Consider the following 18,140-nt stretch of genomic DNA (forward strand, 5'->3'; position numbering starts at 1 on the left):
ACCGGCGTCGCAGTCCCACGGCCAGGTCGCGGGACGGGGGTTTGGTGGGAGAGCTGGGTGGCGCGGGGGCGGGCTCGCGGCGGGCGGGCACCTCAGCGGCGGTGGCGGTGGACGTGGTCGGCGCGGGCGTAGGCGTCGCGGTGCTGCGCGGCGCAGGCTGCCCAGGTGAACTCCTTCGCACGGCGCTGCGCCGCCGCCGCGAGGGCCGAGCGCCGCGCGGAGTCGTCGAAAAGCTCGGTGAGCGCTGCCGCGATGTCACCCGCGCCGACACCGCAGTAGGCGACAGCATCGCCACCGACCTCGGGTAACGCGAGCCTGCGGGTGGTCAGCACCGCCGCACCGCAGGCCATCGCCTCCAGCACCGGCAGGCCGAAGCCCTCGCCGATGCTCGGATACGCCACCACCTGCGCACCACCGAGAAAACCGGCGAGCTCACCGAAGGGCAGGTAGCCGGCCCGGATCACCCGGATGCGGTGCGGAACGGCCTCGAGCGCCCGCTCGACGCTGGTGTCCCAGCCCGGCTGACCTGCCAGCACCAGCGTCGGCGGATCGGATCGTCCCTGGCAGGCCATGGTGAACCCGCGGATCAGCGACGGGACGTTCTTGCGCGGTTCGAGCGCGCCCAGGAAGGCGATGTAGGGCTGGTCGAACAGCCCGAGCCGGTCCCGCACCGCCCGCACCTCCGCGGGCGACGGCGGGTGGAACCGCTCGGGGTCGACACCGTGGTACATGACCTGGATCGCGCCGCGGTCGGCACCGACGGTGCGCGCGAGCTCGCTCGCGGTGGCATCGCTCGGGACGACGCACAACGTCGCGCGGCGCAACGCCGTCCGCGTCCACGCCCGGAAGAAGCGCGCCTTGACCGGCGAGTGCAGCGCCGGGTCCGTGAAGAAGGTCGCGTCGTGCAGCGTGACCACCGACGCGGCCGGATTCGCCAGCGGCGTCGTGTAGTGCGGGGAGTGCAGGACGTCGATGCCGAGGCGGCGGATCAGCCGGGGCAGCGTCGTCTGCTCCCACGCCAGCCGGGCGGTGCGGGTCGCCACGGACTCGGCGGCGGGCACGACCTCGCTGTGCGGCGCGATGGTGCTGTAGAGCCTGGCGTCCCTGGGCTGGCAGGCGACCGCGAGCCGGGCACCGTCGGCGTCGAGCGCGGCGAGCAGCGAGTCCACGTACCGGCCGACGCCCCCGCGGTCCGCGGGCACCGCCGTGGCGTCGATGAGGATGCGCGGCTCGCGTCTGTGCACCCGAGCAGAGTACGGGGCGACCGTGGGCTTTCGTGACCGGTTCGGAGATAAAGGCACACCGTTACCGGCGGCATGCGCTGCGTCGTTCACGGTTTCCGCGTCGTTCACGGCTTCCGGACCGTTCCTCGCTTTCGGACCGTTCCTGCGGCGTTCAGGGCTGGTTCGGCGTTCAGGGCGTCTCTGTGTGCAGGCGCCACACTTCGCGCGCGGCCCGCTCCCAAGTGCAGGCCGACGCCCGCCGCCGACCGGCCTCGATGCGCTGGGGGTCCGGCTCGGCGACAACGACGCGCAGCGCCTCGGCCAGCGCGGCGGGATCCGAGCGGGGAACGGTGACCCCGGCGCCGCCCGCGACCTCGACCAGCGCCGGAGCGTCGGAGTGGACGACCGGAACCCCGGCCGCCATCGCCTCCAGCACCGGCAGGCCGAACCCCTCGGCCAGGCTCGGCGCGGCGAGCGCGCTGGCACGACGGAGCACCACGGCGAGGTCGGCGTCGTCGAGACCACCGAGCACGCGCACCCTGCCGGGGCTCAGACCATGTTCGGCGGCCAGCGCGTGCAGGTCGACACCGCCCCACCCCTGTCTGCCGACGACCAGCAGCGGCACGTCGGGCGCACCCGGGAGGGAGAGGGCGCGGACGAGGTCGGCGTGCCCTTTGCGCGGTTCGATCGTCCCGACGGCGAGGACGTAGCGGGGCGGCAGCTCCAGACGGGCAGCGATGCGGTCGTCGGTATCGCGGGGGCGGGGATCGGCGGGGTGGGCTTCGCTGGAGTGGGCTTCGCTTGGGCGGGCATCGCTTGGGCGGGCATCGCTTGGGCGGGCATCGCTGGAGTGCGGGTGGTCCGCGATGACGGACGGCGTGACGCCTTCGCCGATGACGTGGACCTCGGCCCTGAGGTCGACGTGCTGCGCCAGCTCGGTGGCGACCGCCGTGGTCGGAACCACGATGGCGTCGGCGGTCCGGGCGGCGCGGGCGATCGCCCGCCGGTGCCAAGCCACACCGCGCGGTGTCAGCGTCTCGGGATGTGTCCAGGGCACCGTGTCGTGGACGGTGACCACCAGTCGGTGACCCCGGCGCGGTGGAGGGGCCAGCGGCGTCATCGCGTGCACGCTGTCGCCGCCCGGCCACAGCGGGACACCGCGCTCCCACGCGGCGACGAGCGCTCGGCGCGGCAGCCGCAGCACGCGCGGCCCTTCGACGCCGTCGACGACGACGGCGCCCGGATCACCGCCGCGGCTGACAACGCTGGTCAGCCGCCACCCGGGCGGCGTGGTCGCGGCCATCGCGCGCAGCAGTTCGCGGGTGTAGCGGCCGGTGCCCCCGGGAACCGGGGCCAGCAGTTGCTCGGCGATCGCGACGAGTTCGGGCACGAATCCAGCCTGCCACGGGCGCGCGACGCCGCTGCGCGTAGCGTTGCCCGCCGTGACCTCGTCGGTGACTTCGCCTGCGGACCGGTCGGGAGCCTCGGCGGACCGGGTGCGCAGCACCGTGGTGGTCGTGACCTGGCGCGGACGCGACCACGTCGGAGCCTGCCTGGACGCCCTGGCCGCCCAGGATCATCCACATAGGACCCTGGTGGTCGACAACGCCTCGGACGACGGCACGGCGGAGGTGCTCGCGGCCCACCCGTCCCAGCCAGAAGTGCTGCGGATGCCGCGGAACCGGGGCTACGCGGGCGGGGTCGCAGCCGCTCTGGCGAGCGTGCGGACCCCTCTCGTCGCCTGGCTCAACGACGACGCGGCGCCGGAACCCGGCTGGCTGGCAGCGTTGGAGAACGCCTTGGGGGAAGACGACGGACCCGGCGCTGTGGCCGCTGCCTCCAGTACCTTGCTGGCACCTGACGGCCGGTTGCAATCGGTCGGCGTCCGTCTCACTGCGGACGGTTACGGCGCGGATGCGGTGGGAGCGGACTGGGCTGAGGGAGCCGACGGGGAGGTCTTCGGCTTCTGCGGCGGGGCGGTGCTTATGCGGATGGCCGACCTGTGCGCGATCAGCGGAGTTCCGGCCAGGTTCTTCTGCTACTACGAGGACACCGACACGTCGTGGCGGCTGCGCCTCGCGGGACGCCGGATCGTGCACGTCGCCGGCGCCCGCGCCACGCACCTGCACGGCGCGTCAGCGGAGCCGGGTTCGGTGCGGTTCCACCGCTGGAACGAGCGCAACAGGTTGCTGACGCTGCTGCGGTGCGCCCCTGCTCCGGTGGCCATGAGGGAAGTCGTCCGCTTCGCGGCGATCACCTGCGCGCTTCCAGTACGGCGGTACGCGCCGCGGCCCCTGCGACGGGATGTGCCGGAGGCGGCGAACTTCCGCACGACCCTGCGGATGCGGGTGCTCGGAGAAGTTGCGGTGCGGATGCCGTGGACGCTGGCTGAGCGGCTGGCCATCGGCCGGCGGGCGGCGGCGGTGGGGCGGGCGCGGGTGTGGCGGGAGTGGGCCGGGCGGTAGGGGCCGGGGCTTTCGGGGGGCGTCTTGGCATTGCGGGTCGCCTTGAGAGCGGGGGCGCGGGGCTCTCGGGGTGGTCACCTTGGCAATGCGGCTCACCTTGAGAGCAGCGGCGCGCGGGTTTTCGGCGCATCCAGCGGGCCCGGCGGGTCACTTTGAGAGCGGGGGCGCGCGGGTTTTCGGGGTGGTCACCCTGGCCTTGCGGGTCGCCTTGAGAGCGGGGGCGCGGGGCTCTCGGGGCGGTCACCTTGGCAATGCGGCTCACCTTGAGAGCAGCGGCGCGCGGGTTTTCGGCGCATCCAGCGGACCCGGCGGGTCACTTTGAGAGCAGGGGCGCGCGGGTTTTCGGGGTGGTCACCCTGGCCTAGCGGGTCGCCTTGAGAGCGGGGGCGCGGGGCTCTCGGGGTGGTCACCTTGGCAATGCGGCTCACCTTGAGAGCAGCGGCGCGCGGGTTTTCGGCGCATCCAGCGGACCCGGCGGGTCACTTTGAGAGCAGGGGCGCGTGAGTTTTCGACGTACTCACCCTGGCCTTGCGGGTCGCCTTGAGAGCGGGGTTTCTGGGGCGCTCGCCGCCCCCAGACCCCGGCAGGTCTCCGGGATGAGCGGGTTTTCGAGGCATTCTCCGGTGGGGCGGTTAGGCGGTTCTCATCCCGTCGACCTCCACGAGGGCTATCAGACCGCGTCAAGGGGGCCATTTTTCGAGGCAACCTGCGGTTGGCATCTTTGGGCCCCCTTGACCCGGTCTGATCGGGCTGGCGCCAGGTCGACGGGATGAGAACCGGGCACCGCCAGTTTTGTGTGGTGCAGGACACCGTTGTGCTGGTTTCCGGACTCCGCACCGCGGGTGGGGCGGCATGGTGCAGGCTTAGGGGCGTGCCCGATACGTCCAGCATGCTGCCCACCGTTTCGGTGATCGTGGTCAACTACCGCGGCACCGACGACACCCTGACGTGCCTGCGGTCGCTCCGGGAGGAGCTCGACTACCCCGGTGACCGGCTGGAACTGATCTGCGTCGACAACGCTTCCGGGGACGGTGGGGTCGAGCGCATCCGCGGTGCCGAGCCCGGTGTCCGGTTGGTCGAGTCCGCCGAGAATGTCGGGTTCGCCGGTGGCTGCAACCTCGGGGCCCGGGAGGCGACCGGGCAGGTGCTGGCGTTCATCAACAACGACGCCAGGCCGGATCGGGCGTGGGTTCGTGCCGCGGTGTCGGTGCTGCGGTCGGAGCCGACGGTCGGCGCGGTGGCCAGCAAGGTGCTCGACTGGGAGGGCAAGCACGTCGACTTCGTCGACGGTGGGCTGACCTGGTTCGGCATGGGCTACAAGCGACACGCCGGCGAGGTCGACGACGGGTCGCACGACGCGGCGCGGGACGTGCTGTTCGGCACCGGCTCCGCGCTGTTCGTCCGCGCCGAGCTGTTCGAGGCGCTCGGTGGTTTCGACGAGCGCTACTTCATGTTCTACGAGGACGTGGATCTGGGCTGGCGGCTGAACCTGCGCGGGTGGCGGGTCCGCTACGAGCCGCGCTCGCTGACCTACCACCGCCACCACGCCTCGATGACCGAGATCGCCTCGGCCCGCGAGTACTACCTGCTCGAACGCAACGCGCTGGCCAGCCTCTACAAGAACGTCTCCGACGAGACGCTGGCCAAGGCGCTGCCCGCGGCGATGGCGCTATCGGTCCGGCGGGCGACCGCGCGCGGGGACATCGACCCGACGCAGCTGGAGATCACCCGCCGCCCGGACGGTCCCGACGACGGTGGCGAGGTCTCCATCGACCGGGCCGCGCTGGCCGGGATGCTGGCGATCGACCAGTTCGTCGAGATGCTGCCGTCGCTGAAGGAGTCCCGCGAGACCGAGCAACTGGGCAGGGTCCGCACCGACGCGGACCTGCTGCCGCTGATGCGCAAGGCCATGGAGCCCGCGTACCCGCTGCCGCGCTACCTCGCCGCGCACGACGCGCTGGTCGAGGCGTTCGGGCTGGACGAGGTGTTCGGGCGTCCGCGCAAGATCGTGGTCATCACCGGCGACGCGGTGACCGAGCGGATGGCGGGCCCCGCGATCCGCGCCTGGCACATGGCCGACGTGCTGTCCAACGAGCACGAGGTCCGGCTGGTCAGCGTCAACGAGCGGGTCGATCCGCCGGAGTCGCCGTTCGCCGTGCTGGCCGCCAAGCCCCGCGAGCTCGGTGCGCACGTGGAGTGGGCCGACGTCGTCGTGCTGCAGGGCCACGTGCTGGAGATGGTGCCCGCGCTCAAGCACGCCGACTCCACCAAGATCGTGGTTTGCGACGTCTACGACCCGATGCACCTGGAGCTGCTGGAGCAGGGCCGCGACACCGACGACGAGCGCCGCGCCAAGGACCTGGCGGGCGTGACGAAGGTGCTCAACACGCAGTTGGAGCGCGGCGACTTCTTCCTGTGCGCCTCCGAACGCCAGCGCCACTTCTGGCTCGGCCACCTCGCGTCGCTGGGCAGGCTCACTCCCGGCCTCTACGACAACGACCCCACTGTCCGCTCGCTGCTGTCGGTGGTGCCGTTCGGGCTGCCGTCGGTGGCGCCGCGCCGCACCGGCCCCGCGATCAAGGGCGCGCGGCGGGGCATCGACGCCGACGACAAGGTGGTGCTGTGGGCGGGCGGCGTCTACAGCTGGTTCGACCCGCTGACGCTGCTGCACGCCGTGCACCGGCTTTCCCAGCAGCACAGCGACATCCGTCTGTTCTTCCTGGGCATGAAGCACCCGAACCCGGACGTGCCGGAGATGGGCATGGCCGGGCAGACCCGCAGCCTCGCCGGGCGGCTCGGGCTCACCGACAAGCACGTGTTCTTCAACGAGACGTGGGTCCCCTACAACGAGCGGCAGAACTACCTGCTCGACGCCGACTGCGGGGTCACCACGCACTTCGAGCACGTCGAGACCACCTTCGCCTTCCGCACCCGGGTCCTGGACTACCTGTGGGCGGGGCTGCCGGTCGTGACCACCGACGGTGACTCCTTCGCCGACCTGGTGCGACAGGAGCGCCTCGGCGTCGTCGTGCCGCCGGAGGACCCGGAAGCACTGGCCGACGCGCTGGAGAAGGTGCTCTACGACGCCGAGTTCGCGGCCGGCTGCCAGGAGCGGATCGTGGCCGTGCGGGAGCGTTTCACCTGGGAGTCGGTCCTCGCGCCGCTCACCGAGTTCTGCCGCGACCCGAGGCCCGCGGCCGACCGCCTGAAGGCGTCGGGCCCGCTGGTGCGCACACCGCAGTTGCGAGGTGTCGAGACGCTGCGCCGTGATGTCGCGCTGCTGCGCGAGTACCTCGACGCCGGCGGCCCGGTGGAGGTCGCCAAGCGCGCCACCGGACGCCTCCGCCGGCTGGCCGCGGAGCGGCTGCGACGCAATGGCTGACCTGCGGGTCCTCGCCGACGCGACTCCGTTGCTGGGGCGGCGGACCGGCATCGGCCGCTACACCGCCTCGCTTGTCGGTGAACTGGCGTCGCTGGTGGACCTGCGGTTGATCGGCTTCACCACGCGGGGTTGGCGGGAGCTGCGGTCGGTGGCGCCCGCGGGCGCCCGCGTCGTCGGCCCGCCGGTGCCCGCGCGCGTGCTGCGCTCAATGTGGTCGCGCGGTCCCCTGCCTCCGGTGGAACTGCTGGCCGGGACGAGCGATGTGGTGCACGGGACCAACTTCGTTCTGCCGCCATCGGCGCGAGCGGGAGGCGTCGTCACCGTGCACGACCTGGCCTTCCTCGACGAACCCTCCGAAGCACCCGGCCTGGAGGCTTTGGTGCGCGCGTCGGTCCGGCGTGCCGCGGCGGTGTGCACGCCGACGGAGGCGGTGGCCGATGCGGTCGGCACGCGGCTCGGCGTCGAGCAGTCGAAGATCGTGGTGACGCCGCTGGGTGTGGACCGGGAATGGTTCGACGCCGAGCCGGATGCGGAGTTGCGGCAACGTCTTCCCGCCGACTATCTGCTGTTCGTCGGCGCCGACGGGCCCCGCAAGGACCTGCCCGGTCTGCTGCGCGCGCTCGACGAGCAGTTGCCGCCGCTGGTGGTCGTCGGCCCCGGGGAACCCGGACACGACGGACGCGTGCAGCGCATCGGCTACCTGCCCGACCCGCAGTTGCGCAGCGTCGTGGCGGGCGCGCGTGCGCTGGTGCTGCCTTCGCGGGACGAGGGCTTCGGTCTGCCCGCGCTGGAAGCCCTCGCCTGCGGTGTTCCCGTGGTGTGCTCCGACATTCCGGCGCTGCGCGAGGTGACCGGCGGGCACGCCGAACTGTTCCGGTACGGGGACGCGGAGGGCCTCCGGGCGGCCCTGCACCGGGCGTTGGACGCAGGAGCGCCGGAGGCGGGCAGGACCCACGCGGCGAGGTTCACCTGGCGAGCCTGCGCCGAAGCGACATTGCGGGCGTATCGGATGGCGGCTGACCGGTGACGACGGGAGGGCGCCACCTACGCTGGCGCCCTCAGCACGCGGGCGACCTCGGCAGTCGGATGACCCCCGGCAGGCGGGCAGGCTCTCGAGAACTCACCGGCGTCTCGTGTACGCCAAGTGCTGCTGAAGGCGGCAGCGCGAGGGGTAGGTATTGCGCGATTCCGCGCCGAAGGGCCGGGAACTCGCCTTTGCTGCCCCGCGGGTTCGCGGTTTGCGGCAGTATTGGCGCTCCGAACGCACCGCATCCGAGAGGTCCGCCGATGAGCGACGATCCAGCCGCCGCGTCGTACGCCCAGTCGTCGCCGAGCACCATCGACACGACCGTTCCGCACTCCGCGCGGATCTGGAACTACTGGCTGGGCGGCAAGGACAACTACGCCGTCGACCGCGAGGCCGGTGACCGCTACCGCCAGACGTTCCCCGGCATCGTCGACATGGCCAGGACCGGGCGCGGGTTCCTCACCCGCGTCGTGCGCCACCTCGCGGGCGAGGCGGGCATCCGGCAGTTCCTCGACATCGGCACCGGGCTGCCGACCGCCGACAACACCCACGAGATCGCGCAGCGCGTCGCGCCGGAATCCCGCGTCGTCTACGTCGACAACGACCCGCTGGTGCTCGCGCACGCGCGCGCCCTGCTGACGAGCACGGCCGAAGGCAGCACCGACTACCTGCACGCCGACGTCCGGGACACCAGGGTCATCCTCGACAAGGCCGCGCACACCCTCGACTTCGGCCGCCCGGTCGCGGTGATGCTGCTGGGCATCCTCGGGCTGGTTCCCGACGACGACATCGCGGGCGACGTCGTCCGGCAGCTGGTCGCCGCCGTTCCGTCCGGCAGCTACCTGGTGATCGGCGACGCCACCGACACCGATCCGTCGCTGGTGGAGGCGCAGGACTACTACAACGAGCGGGACCCCTCCCCTTACCGGCTGCGCAGTCCCGGCCACATCGCCGGCTTCTTCGACGGCCTGGAGTTCGTGACGCCGGGCCTGGTGTCCTACCCGCAGTGGCATCCCGACGCCGCCGCGAACTGCGAGCCGTCGGACGTGGGCGCGCTCGGCGGCGTCGCCCGCAAACCCTGACAGGCCAGGTAAATCGGACGAACCGTGACGGCGACCGCGAACCCTGACGACGCAGGCGAATCCGGACGAACCGTAACGGCCCAGGCGAACAGCGGCAGGAATCGGCGGCCACCGGACAGGCACAGCCAGCAGCCAGGCCGACAGCAGTCGGGCCGGATCGCCGCCGGAGCGCGCCGGCGGCGCCGTTCTACCGGCCGCGCAGCGCGTCGCCGTCGGCGGCGAAGGCCGCGGCGAGCGCTTCCCGCCAGTGGCGCAGCGGGGTCAGCCCGCTCGCCTCCCAAGCGCGGCCGGAGAGCACCGAGTACGCCGGCCGCGGCGCCGGGAGGGGGAACTCCTCACTGCTGCAGGGCCGGACCCGCTCCGGGTCGGCGCCCAGCTCGGCGAAGACCGCGCGTGCGAACTCGAACCAGCTCGACTGGCCGCCGTTGACGCAGTGCAGCACCCGCTGCTCGGGGCCCTTGCGTTCGGCCACCCGTCCGGCCAGCTCCAGCAGTCCCGCCGCCAGATCCGCCGCCCACGTGGGACATCCGACCTGGTCGTCCACAACGGACAGGGTGTCGCGCTCGGACTCCAGCCGCGCCATCGTCTTGACGAAGTTCTTCCCGCCCGCGCCGTAGACCCAGGCGGTGCGCACCACCCAGGCCCGCGCGCCCGAGTCGAGCACCGCACGCTCTCCGTCTAGCTTCGTGCGCCCGTAGGAGGTTCGCGGCCCGGTCTCGTCGTCGGGCTCGTAGGGCCGGGTCGCGTCCCCCGGGAAGACGTAGTCGGTGGAGATGTGCAGCAGCGGAACACCGCGCCTGCCGCAGGCGTCCGCCAGGGCCGCCGCGCCCGCGACGTTGATCGCCGCCGACCGGTCCGGCTCCTCCTCCGCCGCGTCGACCGCGGTGTAGGCGGCGGCGTTGACGACCACCGGCCGCAGGTCGGAGTCGCGCGCGGTCTCGGCGAAGGAGTCCACCGCGTCGGCGACGGCCTCGGCGTCGGTCACGTCCAGTTCGCCCGATCCCGGTGCGTGGACCAGTGCTCCGGACCAGCCGGACACGATCCGCCTCAGCTCCGAGCCGACCTGGCCACGCCCGCCCGGCACCAGCACCGCGAGCCGGCTGCGGGTCATCACTTCCCCCCGTCCGGAGCCGACTTCAGCGGCTCCCACCACGCTCGGTTGTCGCGGTACCACTCGATGGTTTCGGCGAGTCCGCGTTCGAAGGGCACGACCGGCTCGTAGCCGAGCTCCTCGGAGATCTTGGTGTGGTCGACGCTGTAGCGGCGGTCGTGGCCCTTGCGGTCGGTGACCGGCTGGACCATCGACCAGTCCTGCCCCATCAGCTCCAGCACCCGCTCGGTGAGCTCCTTGTTGGTCAGCTCGGTCCCGCCGCCGATGTTGTAGATCTCACCGGCTCGTCCGGACTCGGCCACCAGCTGGATCCCGCGGCAGTGGTCGGTGACGTGCAGCCAGTCCCGGACGTTGAGCCCGTCACCGTAGAGCGGCACCCTCCTGCCGTCCATCAGGTTCGTGATGAACAGCGGCAGCACCTTCTCCGGGAACTGGTACGGCCCGTAGTTGTTGGAGCAGCGCGTGATGCACACCGGCAGCCCGTGCGTGCGGTGGTAGGCCCGGGCGATCAGGTCCGAGCCCGCCTTGGCCGCCGAGTAGGGCGAGTTCGGCTCCAGCAGGTGGTCCTCGGGCCACGAACCGTGCTCGATGGTGCCGTAGACCTCGTCGGTCGAGACGTGCACGAACTTCGACACGTTGGCCGCGAGCGCGCCCTGCAGCAGCGTGTTGGTGCCGACGACGTTGGTGACCACGAAGTCGGACGCGCCCAGGATCGACCGGTCGACGTGGGTTTCGGCGGCGAAGTGCACGACGACGTCGACCTCGCGCATCACCTCCGAGACCACGTCCCACTCGCAGATGTCACCGCGGACGAAGCGGAACCGCGGGTCGTCGGCGACCGGGCGAAGGTTCTCCTCGTTGCCCGCGTAGGTGAGCTTGTCGAGCACCACGACGTCGGCTCCGGCGAACGCCGGGTAGGCCCCGCCGAGGAGCTGCCGTACGTAGTGCGAGCCGATGAAACCGGCTCCCCCAGTGACCAAGACCCGCATGGATGGCGCCTTTCCTGACACTCCGGTCCTCGCCCCGAACGGGGCGCATGCGGCAGTCTGACACGCTGGGCGCGGCGGACAGTGACAGTCCCTGGCAACGCAGAGTGAAACCTCATCTCACTCATATGAGCGATCTCACCTGTCTTGACGGGACCCGAACCACTTCCACTCGATCACCGTTAGCCTGCACGTTGAACACGAGCGAAATCACCTCGCGGGGTGTAACGCTCGAAGGCAGCCCAAGGAGGATTCGGCGTGGACGACCGGCCGCGGTGGTCTGGGGGCCCGCAGGGGCAGCCCGGCAGACCCGTTCCGCCTCCCGGAGCCGGCAGGGGCTCCAGGGCCGGGAACGGCCCTAGGAACGGAAGCGACAGGCCCGCGGCCCAGCCGGGTCGCGCCGCACGCGGCGCCGCCTCCTCCGGTCCGGCCCGCCGCCGTCCCCCGCAGGGCGCCCAGCGCGACCGCGTCGCGGCGGCACACACCGGCGCGCCCGAGAACGCGCCGCACGACGACACCTGGAGCCGCGACCGGCGCCGCGGCATGGGCGCCCGGACCTTCGGCCGGGTGCTGGTCGCGCTGCTGTCGGTCGTCGTCCTCAGCACCACCGGATACGCCTGGGCGACGCTGCAGAGCCTCAACAGCGGCCTGAAGACCAACGACGTCATCGGCAAGGGCTTCAACTCCCCCGACGGCGCCACCGACATCCTGCTGGTCGGCAACGACGCCCGCGTGGACGCGCAGGGCAACCCGCTGCCCGAGGAGATTCTGCGCGAGCTGCGCACCACCGACGACGGCGGCGGCGACCTCACCGACACGATGATCCTCGTGCGCATCCCCAACGGAGGCCAGCGCGCCAGCGCGATGAGCTTCCCGCGCGACACGATGGTCAAGCTCGGCCAGGGCTTCGGCGAGCGCAAGCTCACCGAGGCGATGCTGCACGCCAAGAACGCCGAACGGGTGCGGCTCCAGGAGTCCGGCGCCAAGGACCCCAAGCAGATCGAGCTGGACGCGCACAAGGCCGGGCAGAAGTTCCTCATCCAGACCATAGAGGACATCTCCGGCGTCAGCGTCGACCACTACGCCGAGGTCAACCTGCTCGGCTTCTACGAGATCACCAAGGCCGTGGGCGGTGTCGACGTCTGCCTCAAGGACGACGTGGACGACAGCGAGTACTCCGGCGCGGTGTTCAAGGCAGGCCCGCAGACCATCCAGGGCGCCGACGCGCTGGCGTTCGTCCGGCAGCGCCACGGGCTGATCAACGAGCTCGACCGCGGTGTCCGCCAGCAGGTCTTCATGTCCGGTCTGGCCCGGAAGGTCCTGTCCAGCGGCACCCTGAGCAACCCGGCCAAGCTTTCCGCGCTGGTCAGCGCGATCCAGAAGTCGATCGTCGTGGACGACGACCTGGGCAGCGACATGATGGGCTTCGCCCAGCAGATGCAGGGCATCGCGGGCGGCAACATCGAGTTCCAGACCATCCCGGTGCACCTGGTCGGCGAGTCCGGCCAGGAAGAGGTGACGATCAAGCCCCGCGAGATCCAGAAGTTCGCCGCGGACCTGCTGCTGGACCCCGAGGAGCGGCGCATCAAGCAGCAGGCCGAGGCCACCGCCGAGGAGCAGCGCGCGGGCGTCAGCGTCAGCGTCTACAACGCCTCCGGCGTCAGCGGGCTCGCCGCCAGCGTGCTGGAAGCGGTGACCGCCGAGGGCTTCGCCCAGGGCGGCAGCGCCAACGCCCAGTCGATGCCGAACTCGGTGGTCTACAGCGCCCCCGGCGAGGAGGCGGTCGCCCAGCAGGTGGCCGACGTCCTCGGCGGCCTGCCGGTGCAGCCCAGCCAGAACCTGAAGTCCGGCAGCGTCGAGGTCTACCTCGGCAAGGACTACAACGGTCCCGGCAAGCAGAACTTCGCGGGTTCCCCGGCGGTCGCGCTCGACGGCATGCGCCAGGGACCGGTCGCGCCCGCGCAGCAGCTGGAGCAGGAGGAGCCGATCACGGCGGACGGAGTTCCCTGCGTCAACTGATCGCGGTTCCCGAACGCAGTACTCTTGGTTGTCGCGTATCGGGGAGACCGCCGTCGGGAGGCGAGCGTGGGGGACGAGCAGGAACGGAGTTCCGCCGCCGAGGAGACCGCCGGGCAGGCGGACGCATCGGCGGCGGACTCGCGGGCGGGAACGCCTGACGGCCCGCGGGCGGGCCAGGCGGAACCGGCCGGGCCGGCCGACGCGCGGTTATCGTCCGGCGGTTCGGAGGCGGTCGGCTCATGGCCGGACGACCCCGATCCGGTCGCGGCCCGCGGCGGGACAACGCCCGGCGGCGAAACCGCCGAGGCGGCCGGAACTCCCGGCGCGAGCAAGGCTGACGCGGACACCGACGCGGCAACCGACGCCCAGCAGGAAGACGCCGAGCCGGAAGCGGCACCCGCGTCGCACCGCACGCGACGGGTCGCCAGCGCCGCCGGTCGCGGTGCGATCGCGCTGGTGTCGGTGGTGGTCCTCGCCGCGACCGCGGTCGGCTGGATCACGCTGGACCGGCTCAGCGGCGACGTCAGCACCTCCCGGGTGCTGGCCGACGCGGGCGAGCAGGAGGGGCCGCCGATCGACGACGGCGCGACCGACCTGCTGCTGGTCGGCAACGACAGCCGCACCGACGCGCAGGGCAACCCGTTGCCGGAGGCGATCCTCAAAGAGCTGCGCACCGAGAGCAGCAACGGCTACAACACCGACTCGCTGATCCTGGTCCGCGTCCCGCACAGCGGGGCGACGCCGTCGGCGATCTCCATCCCCCGCGACACCTACACCGCCGCGCCCGGCGGCTCGCAGGAGAAGATCAACGCCGTCTACGGCCTGGCCAAGACCACGGCCTTCGACGAGCTGGACGACAAGGGCGTGCCCGCGGCCGAGGCCGAGCGGCAGTCCAGCGCCGCGGGCGAACGCGCGCTGGTGCAGACCGTGCAGAACCTGACCGGCGCCCGGATCGACCACTACGCCGAGGTCAACATGCTCGGCTTCTTCGAGGTCACCCAGGCCCTCGGCGGCGTCGAGGTGTGCCTCAACCAGGCCACCAGCGACAAGGACTCCGGCGCCGAGTTCGCCGCCGGGGTGCAGACGATCTCGGGCGGGGACGCGCTGGCCTTCGTCCGCCAGCGCCACGGCCTGCCGCGCGGCGACCTGGACCGGATCGTGCGCCAGCAGGCGTTCATGGCCTCGGTGCTGAACAAGGTGCTCTCGACCGGCACGCTGACCGACCCGGCGAAGGTGAACGGGCTGGTCAACGCCGCCCGCCGCTCGGTGGTGCTCGACCAGGACTGGGACGTCGTCGGGTTCGCGCAGCAGATGCAGGCGCTGGCGGGCGGCAGCGTGGAGTTCGTGACGATGCCGGTCGTCGACGCGGGCGCCCGCGACGACCGCAACCAGAGCATCGTGCGGGTCAACCCGGTGCAGGTGAAGAACTTCGTCGCAGGCCTGGTGACGGGTCCCGCCTCGCCTGCGCCGAACCCGGGCTCACCCACCGCGGTCCCGCCTCCCGGCACCGCGGTGCCGACACCGACCGGCTTCGGGCCGCGACCTCTGCTGCGCCTGGACGGTCCGGCGCACCGGCAGCAGCCGATCACGCCCTCCGGCATCCCCTGCGTGAACTGACGCCCGTTACGCTCACCGCATGAGCGTCACGCAGCGCCTGCTCGGTCCACTGCTGGCGACCGGCGGCCCGAAGCCGCTGGTCACCTACTACGACGACGCCACGGGCGCGCGCATCGAGCTGTCGCGCCTGACGGTGGCGAACTGGGCGGCGAAGACGGCCAACTGGCTGGTCGACGAGCTCGACGTCGAACCGGGCACCCGGGTCTCGGTCGCGCTGCCCGCGCACTGGCAGACCGTCGGCGTGCTGCTGGGCTCGTGGTGGTGCGGCGCGCACGTGACCGACGACCCGCGCGGCGCGGAGGTGGCGTTCGTGCCCGCGTCGGATCTGGACCGCGGTGAAGGCGCGGCCGTGGTCGCCGCGGCCGGCCTGGACGCGCTCGGCGCGCCGGTGCGCGGGCTGCCCTCGGGTGTCGTGGACTACGTGTCCGACATCCGGGTCCATGGCGACGACTTCCTCGCCCTGACACCGGTTCCCGGCGACTCGCCCGCCCTGCTGGAGGCGACCGCGGACGATGTCGTCGAGTCGGCGCAGCGGCGGGCGGGCGAGCTCGGCATCGGCGGCGACGACCGCGTGCTGTCCACCGTGGACTGGGATCTGCGCGGCGGTGTGGTGGACGGTCTGCTGACCGTGCTGGCGGCGCGGGCGGCTCTGGTGCAGTGCGCGAACCTCGACCCCGCGAAGCTGGACCGGCGCCGGTCCGACGAGCGGATCACCGTCGAACTCGGCACCGGCCCGGCGGGTCAGCCCTCGGCGACCTGACGGTTGCCGCGCAGGAGCCCGGTCAGCGTGTAGCGCGGACCGCTGAAGCCCAGCGCCAGGCTGACGGCGGCCAGCACGAGTACGTACTCGAAACCGCCGTCGGTGGCGAAGAAGCCCGACGACAGGTGCGCGGTGGCCAGCGCGCCGATCATGACCGCCGCGAGCAGCACGCCCGCGACCGGCAGCAGGACGCCCAGGATCAGCGCGAGCCCGCCGCAGACCTCGACGAGCGCGGTGAACCAGGCCGCGACGGCCGGCGCCGGGAGCCCCATCTTGCCGAACCCGGTGGCCACGTCGTCGATGCCGTTGATGACGAACTTCTGGTAGGCGTGCGCGAGGAAGGTCGCGCCCACGACCAGGCGTGCCAGCAGGACCGTGAGGTCACGTGCGCGTTGCTCCATGATCAGCCTTTCGGGGTAGCGGAAGCTCAGCGCCAATATACGTGAAGCTTCAAATAATTCCCCGGGTCGCGGACGAGATCACATCCACCCCCTGCGCCTTCGCTGGGAAGTCGGGAATTTCCCAGCGCAGCACGGAAGATTTCGGGAACTCGCCGGGACTCACCGCCCTGACCTGGAATTCGACCCACGACGCGCGAGAGGGCCCCTCCGCCTGCTCGGCAGAGGGACCCTCTCGGAACTCGTGCGGCGTCAGGCGCCCGCGGCCTTCTCCTGCAACGCGGAGTGCTTGTCCAGCACCAGGTTCTCCAGATCGGACTGGAACGCGGCCATCGCCGAACGCAGCCGGGAGCCGAGCTCACCGGAATCGGCCGAGAGCATCCGCACCGCGAGCAGGCCCGCGTTGCGCGCACCGCCGACCGACACCGTCGCGACCGGCACCCCGGCGGGCATCTGCACGATCGACAGCAGCGAGTCCATGCCGTCCAGGTGCTTCAGCGGCACCGGCACCCCGATCACCGGCAGCACCGTCGCCGAGGCGACCATGCCCGGCAGGTGCGCCGCACCGCCGGCACCGGCGATGATCACCCGCACGCCGCGGTCGGCGGCATCCCTGGCGTAGTCGAGCATCCGCTGCGGGGTGCGGTGCGCCGAGTACACGCCGACCTCGTAGGGCACGTCGAACTCCGACAGCGCCTGCCCGGCCGCCTGCATGACCGGCCAGTCCGAGTCGCTGCCCATGATCACGCCGACCAGTGGATTCACGTGCACACCTCTCCCGCGTCGCTTCTGTAGCCGAACCCGTCAGCGCGGGCCGTCAGTGGATCCGGTGGCCGTCCGGCCACTCCGCCGCCGACAGGAAGTGCGCCGCCAGCCGCGCCTGCTCGCGCACCTCGTCCATCCGGTCGCCGAGCAGCGTGACGTGCCCGACCTTGCGGCCCGGGCGCTCGGCCTTGCCGTAGAGGTGGACCTTGGCCTGCGGGAAGCGGGCGAACAGGTGGTGCAGCCGCTCGTCGACGCCCATCTTCGGCTCGGTCGGCGCGCCGAGGACGTTGGCCATGACCACGGCCGGCGCGGTGATCTCCGTGCTGCCGAGCGGGTAGTCGAGCACCGCGCGTACGTGCTGCTCGAACTGCGATGTCCGCGAACCCTCGATGGTCCAGTGCCCGGAGTTGTGCGGGCGCATCGCCAGCTCGTTGACCACCAGGCCGCCGTCGGTCTCGAACAGCTCCACCGCGAGCACCCCGACGACGCCGAGCGACTCGGCCACCTTCAGCGCGATGTCCTGCGCCTGCTGGGTCAGCGCCTCGGAGGCGCCGGGCGCGGGCGCGAGCACCTGCACGCAGATCCCGTCCGACTGCACCGTCTCCACCAGCGGCCACACCGCGCCCTGCCCGAACGGCGAGCGCGCGACCAGCGCGGCCAGCTCGCGGCGCAGCGGCACGCGCTGCTCGACCAGCAGCGGCGAGCCGGCGTCGAGCAGCTCGGTCGTGGTGCGCTTGGCGCCTTCGGGGGTGTTGAGGACCCACACGCCACGGCCGTCGTAGCCGCCGCGCGCGGCCTTGAGCACGCAGGGCCAGCCGTGCTCGGCACCGAACTCCAGGACGTCGGCGGGCTTGGTCACCTCGGCGTAGGGCGGCACCGGCAGACCGAGCTCGTCTAGCTTGTGACGCATCACCAGCTTGTCCTGGGCGTGCAGCAGCGCGTCGGGCCCGGGATGCACCGCGACGCCGGCGGCGGCCAGCGCCCGCAGGTGCTCGCCGGGCACGTGCTCGTGGTCGAAGGTGACGACGTCGCAGCCCTGCGCGAAGTCCTTCAGCGCGTCGAGGTCCGTGTGGTGGCCGATCCGCACGTCCGGCGCGACGAGCGCGGCCGGATCGTCCGGCGAGGTCGCCAGCACCCGCAGCGACTGCCCCAGGGGGATCGCCGCCTGGTGGGTCATGCGTGCGAGCTGGCCACCACCGATCATGCCGACGACGGGGGTTCCGGTGCGATGGTCCACGCCGAAAAGCCTAAAGCGGTGCGCCGACCGGCCTGTGCAGGGGTTGGCCTGTCCCGCACCGGTGGGAC

14 protein-coding genes are annotated in these 18,140 nt (G+C 72.1%); 7 read left to right on the forward strand and 7 right to left on the reverse strand.

Features of this window, described 5'->3' with window-relative positions:
- Positions 1 to 92 precede the first annotated feature (92 nt).
- Together SACE_RS31130 and SACE_RS31135 are read right to left on the reverse strand one after the other, a co-directional pair.
- A complete protein-coding gene (locus SACE_RS31130) occupies positions 93 to 1,223 on the reverse strand; it encodes a glycosyltransferase family 4 protein (RefSeq protein ID WP_029621869.1) in 1,131 nt (376 codons plus the stop codon).
- Between the two features lie 190 nt (positions 1,224 to 1,413).
- Positions 1,414 to 2,613 carry a glycosyltransferase family 4 protein gene (locus SACE_RS31135; protein ID WP_029621868.1) on the reverse strand — a complete coding sequence of 400 codons (1,200 nt, stop codon included), beginning with the start codon at positions 2,611 to 2,613 and terminating at the stop codon, positions 1,414 to 1,416.
- A 118-nt stretch (positions 2,614 to 2,731) separates the two neighbouring features.
- Between SACE_RS31135 and SACE_RS31140 the strand changes: the two genes are divergently transcribed.
- The 4 genes from SACE_RS31140 to SACE_RS31155 all read left to right on the forward strand — a co-directional run bounded on the left by SACE_RS31140 (position 2,732) and on the right by SACE_RS31155 (position 9,179).
- Positions 2,732 to 3,688, forward strand: coding sequence for a glycosyltransferase family 2 protein (locus SACE_RS31140; protein WP_143538363.1), 957 nt, complete (start codon positions 2,732 to 2,734; stop codon positions 3,686 to 3,688).
- A gap of 889 nt (positions 3,689 to 4,577) precedes the next feature.
- Positions 4,578 to 7,070 carry a glycosyltransferase gene (locus SACE_RS31145; RefSeq protein ID WP_009948709.1) on the forward strand — a complete coding sequence of 831 codons (2,493 nt, stop codon included), beginning with the start codon at positions 4,578 to 4,580 and terminating at the stop codon, positions 7,068 to 7,070.
- The gene (locus tag SACE_RS31150) at positions 7,063 to 8,097 is read left to right on the forward strand and encodes a glycosyltransferase family 4 protein (RefSeq protein ID WP_009948708.1); all 1,035 of its coding nucleotides are present in this window, start codon (positions 7,063 to 7,065) and stop codon (positions 8,095 to 8,097) included. The genes SACE_RS31145 and SACE_RS31150 overlap by 8 nt, the downstream gene beginning before the upstream one ends.
- Positions 8,098 to 8,357: 260 nt before the next feature.
- Positions 8,358 to 9,179, forward strand: coding sequence for an SAM-dependent methyltransferase (locus SACE_RS31155; RefSeq protein WP_009948707.1), 822 nt, complete (start codon positions 8,358 to 8,360; stop codon positions 9,177 to 9,179).
- A gap of 187 nt (positions 9,180 to 9,366) precedes the next feature.
- Here SACE_RS31155 and rfbD read toward each other — a convergent pair whose 3' ends face one another.
- Entirely contained in the window at positions 9,367 to 10,290 is a 924-nt protein-coding gene (gene rfbD / locus SACE_RS31160; RefSeq protein WP_009948706.1) for a dTDP-4-dehydrorhamnose reductase, read from the reverse strand.
- The gene (gene rfbB, locus SACE_RS31165) at positions 10,290 to 11,279 is read right to left on the reverse strand and encodes a dTDP-glucose 4,6-dehydratase (RefSeq protein WP_009948705.1); all 990 of its coding nucleotides are present in this window, start codon (positions 11,277 to 11,279) and stop codon (positions 10,290 to 10,292) included. Before rfbB ends, rfbD begins: the two co-directional genes overlap by 1 nt.
- Positions 11,280 to 11,819: 540 nt before the next feature.
- Here rfbB and SACE_RS31170 point away from each other — a divergent pair.
- The 3 genes from SACE_RS31170 to SACE_RS31180 all read left to right on the forward strand — a co-directional run bounded on the left by SACE_RS31170 (position 11,820) and on the right by SACE_RS31180 (position 15,672).
- Positions 11,820 to 13,295, forward strand: coding sequence for an LCP family protein (locus SACE_RS31170; protein WP_009948703.1), 1,476 nt, complete (start codon positions 11,820 to 11,822; stop codon positions 13,293 to 13,295).
- Between the two features lie 66 nt (positions 13,296 to 13,361).
- Complete coding sequence (locus SACE_RS31175; RefSeq protein ID WP_009948701.1) at positions 13,362 to 14,912, forward strand: LCP family protein; 1,551 nt, start codon at positions 13,362 to 13,364, stop codon at positions 14,910 to 14,912.
- A gap of 19 nt (positions 14,913 to 14,931) precedes the next feature.
- The gene (locus SACE_RS31180; RefSeq protein ID WP_009948699.1) at positions 14,932 to 15,672 is read left to right on the forward strand and encodes a TIGR03089 family protein; all 741 of its coding nucleotides are present in this window, start codon (positions 14,932 to 14,934) and stop codon (positions 15,670 to 15,672) included.
- Here the strand turns inward: SACE_RS31180 and SACE_RS31185 are convergent.
- The 3 genes from SACE_RS31185 to SACE_RS31195 form a co-directional block, all read right to left on the reverse strand.
- Positions 15,654 to 16,109, reverse strand: a complete 456-nt coding sequence (locus SACE_RS31185; protein ID WP_009948698.1) for a DoxX family protein — start codon at positions 16,107 to 16,109, stop codon at positions 15,654 to 15,656. The two genes, SACE_RS31180 and SACE_RS31185, sit on opposite strands and share 19 nt — an antisense overlap.
- A gap of 213 nt (positions 16,110 to 16,322) precedes the next feature.
- Positions 16,323 to 16,835 (reverse strand): 5-(carboxyamino)imidazole ribonucleotide mutase, encoded by a 513-nt coding sequence (gene purE, locus SACE_RS31190; RefSeq protein ID WP_009948696.1) that lies wholly within the window; start codon positions 16,833 to 16,835, stop codon positions 16,323 to 16,325.
- A gap of 52 nt (positions 16,836 to 16,887) precedes the next feature.
- Entirely contained in the window at positions 16,888 to 18,072 is a 1,185-nt protein-coding gene (locus SACE_RS31195; protein ID WP_009948695.1) for a 5-(carboxyamino)imidazole ribonucleotide synthase, read from the reverse strand.
- Positions 18,073 to 18,140 lie beyond the last annotated feature (68 nt).

Source organism: Saccharopolyspora erythraea NRRL 2338, assembly GCF_000062885.1.
Classification (GTDB): Bacteria; Actinomycetota; Actinomycetes; order Mycobacteriales; family Pseudonocardiaceae; genus Saccharopolyspora_D; species Saccharopolyspora_D erythraea.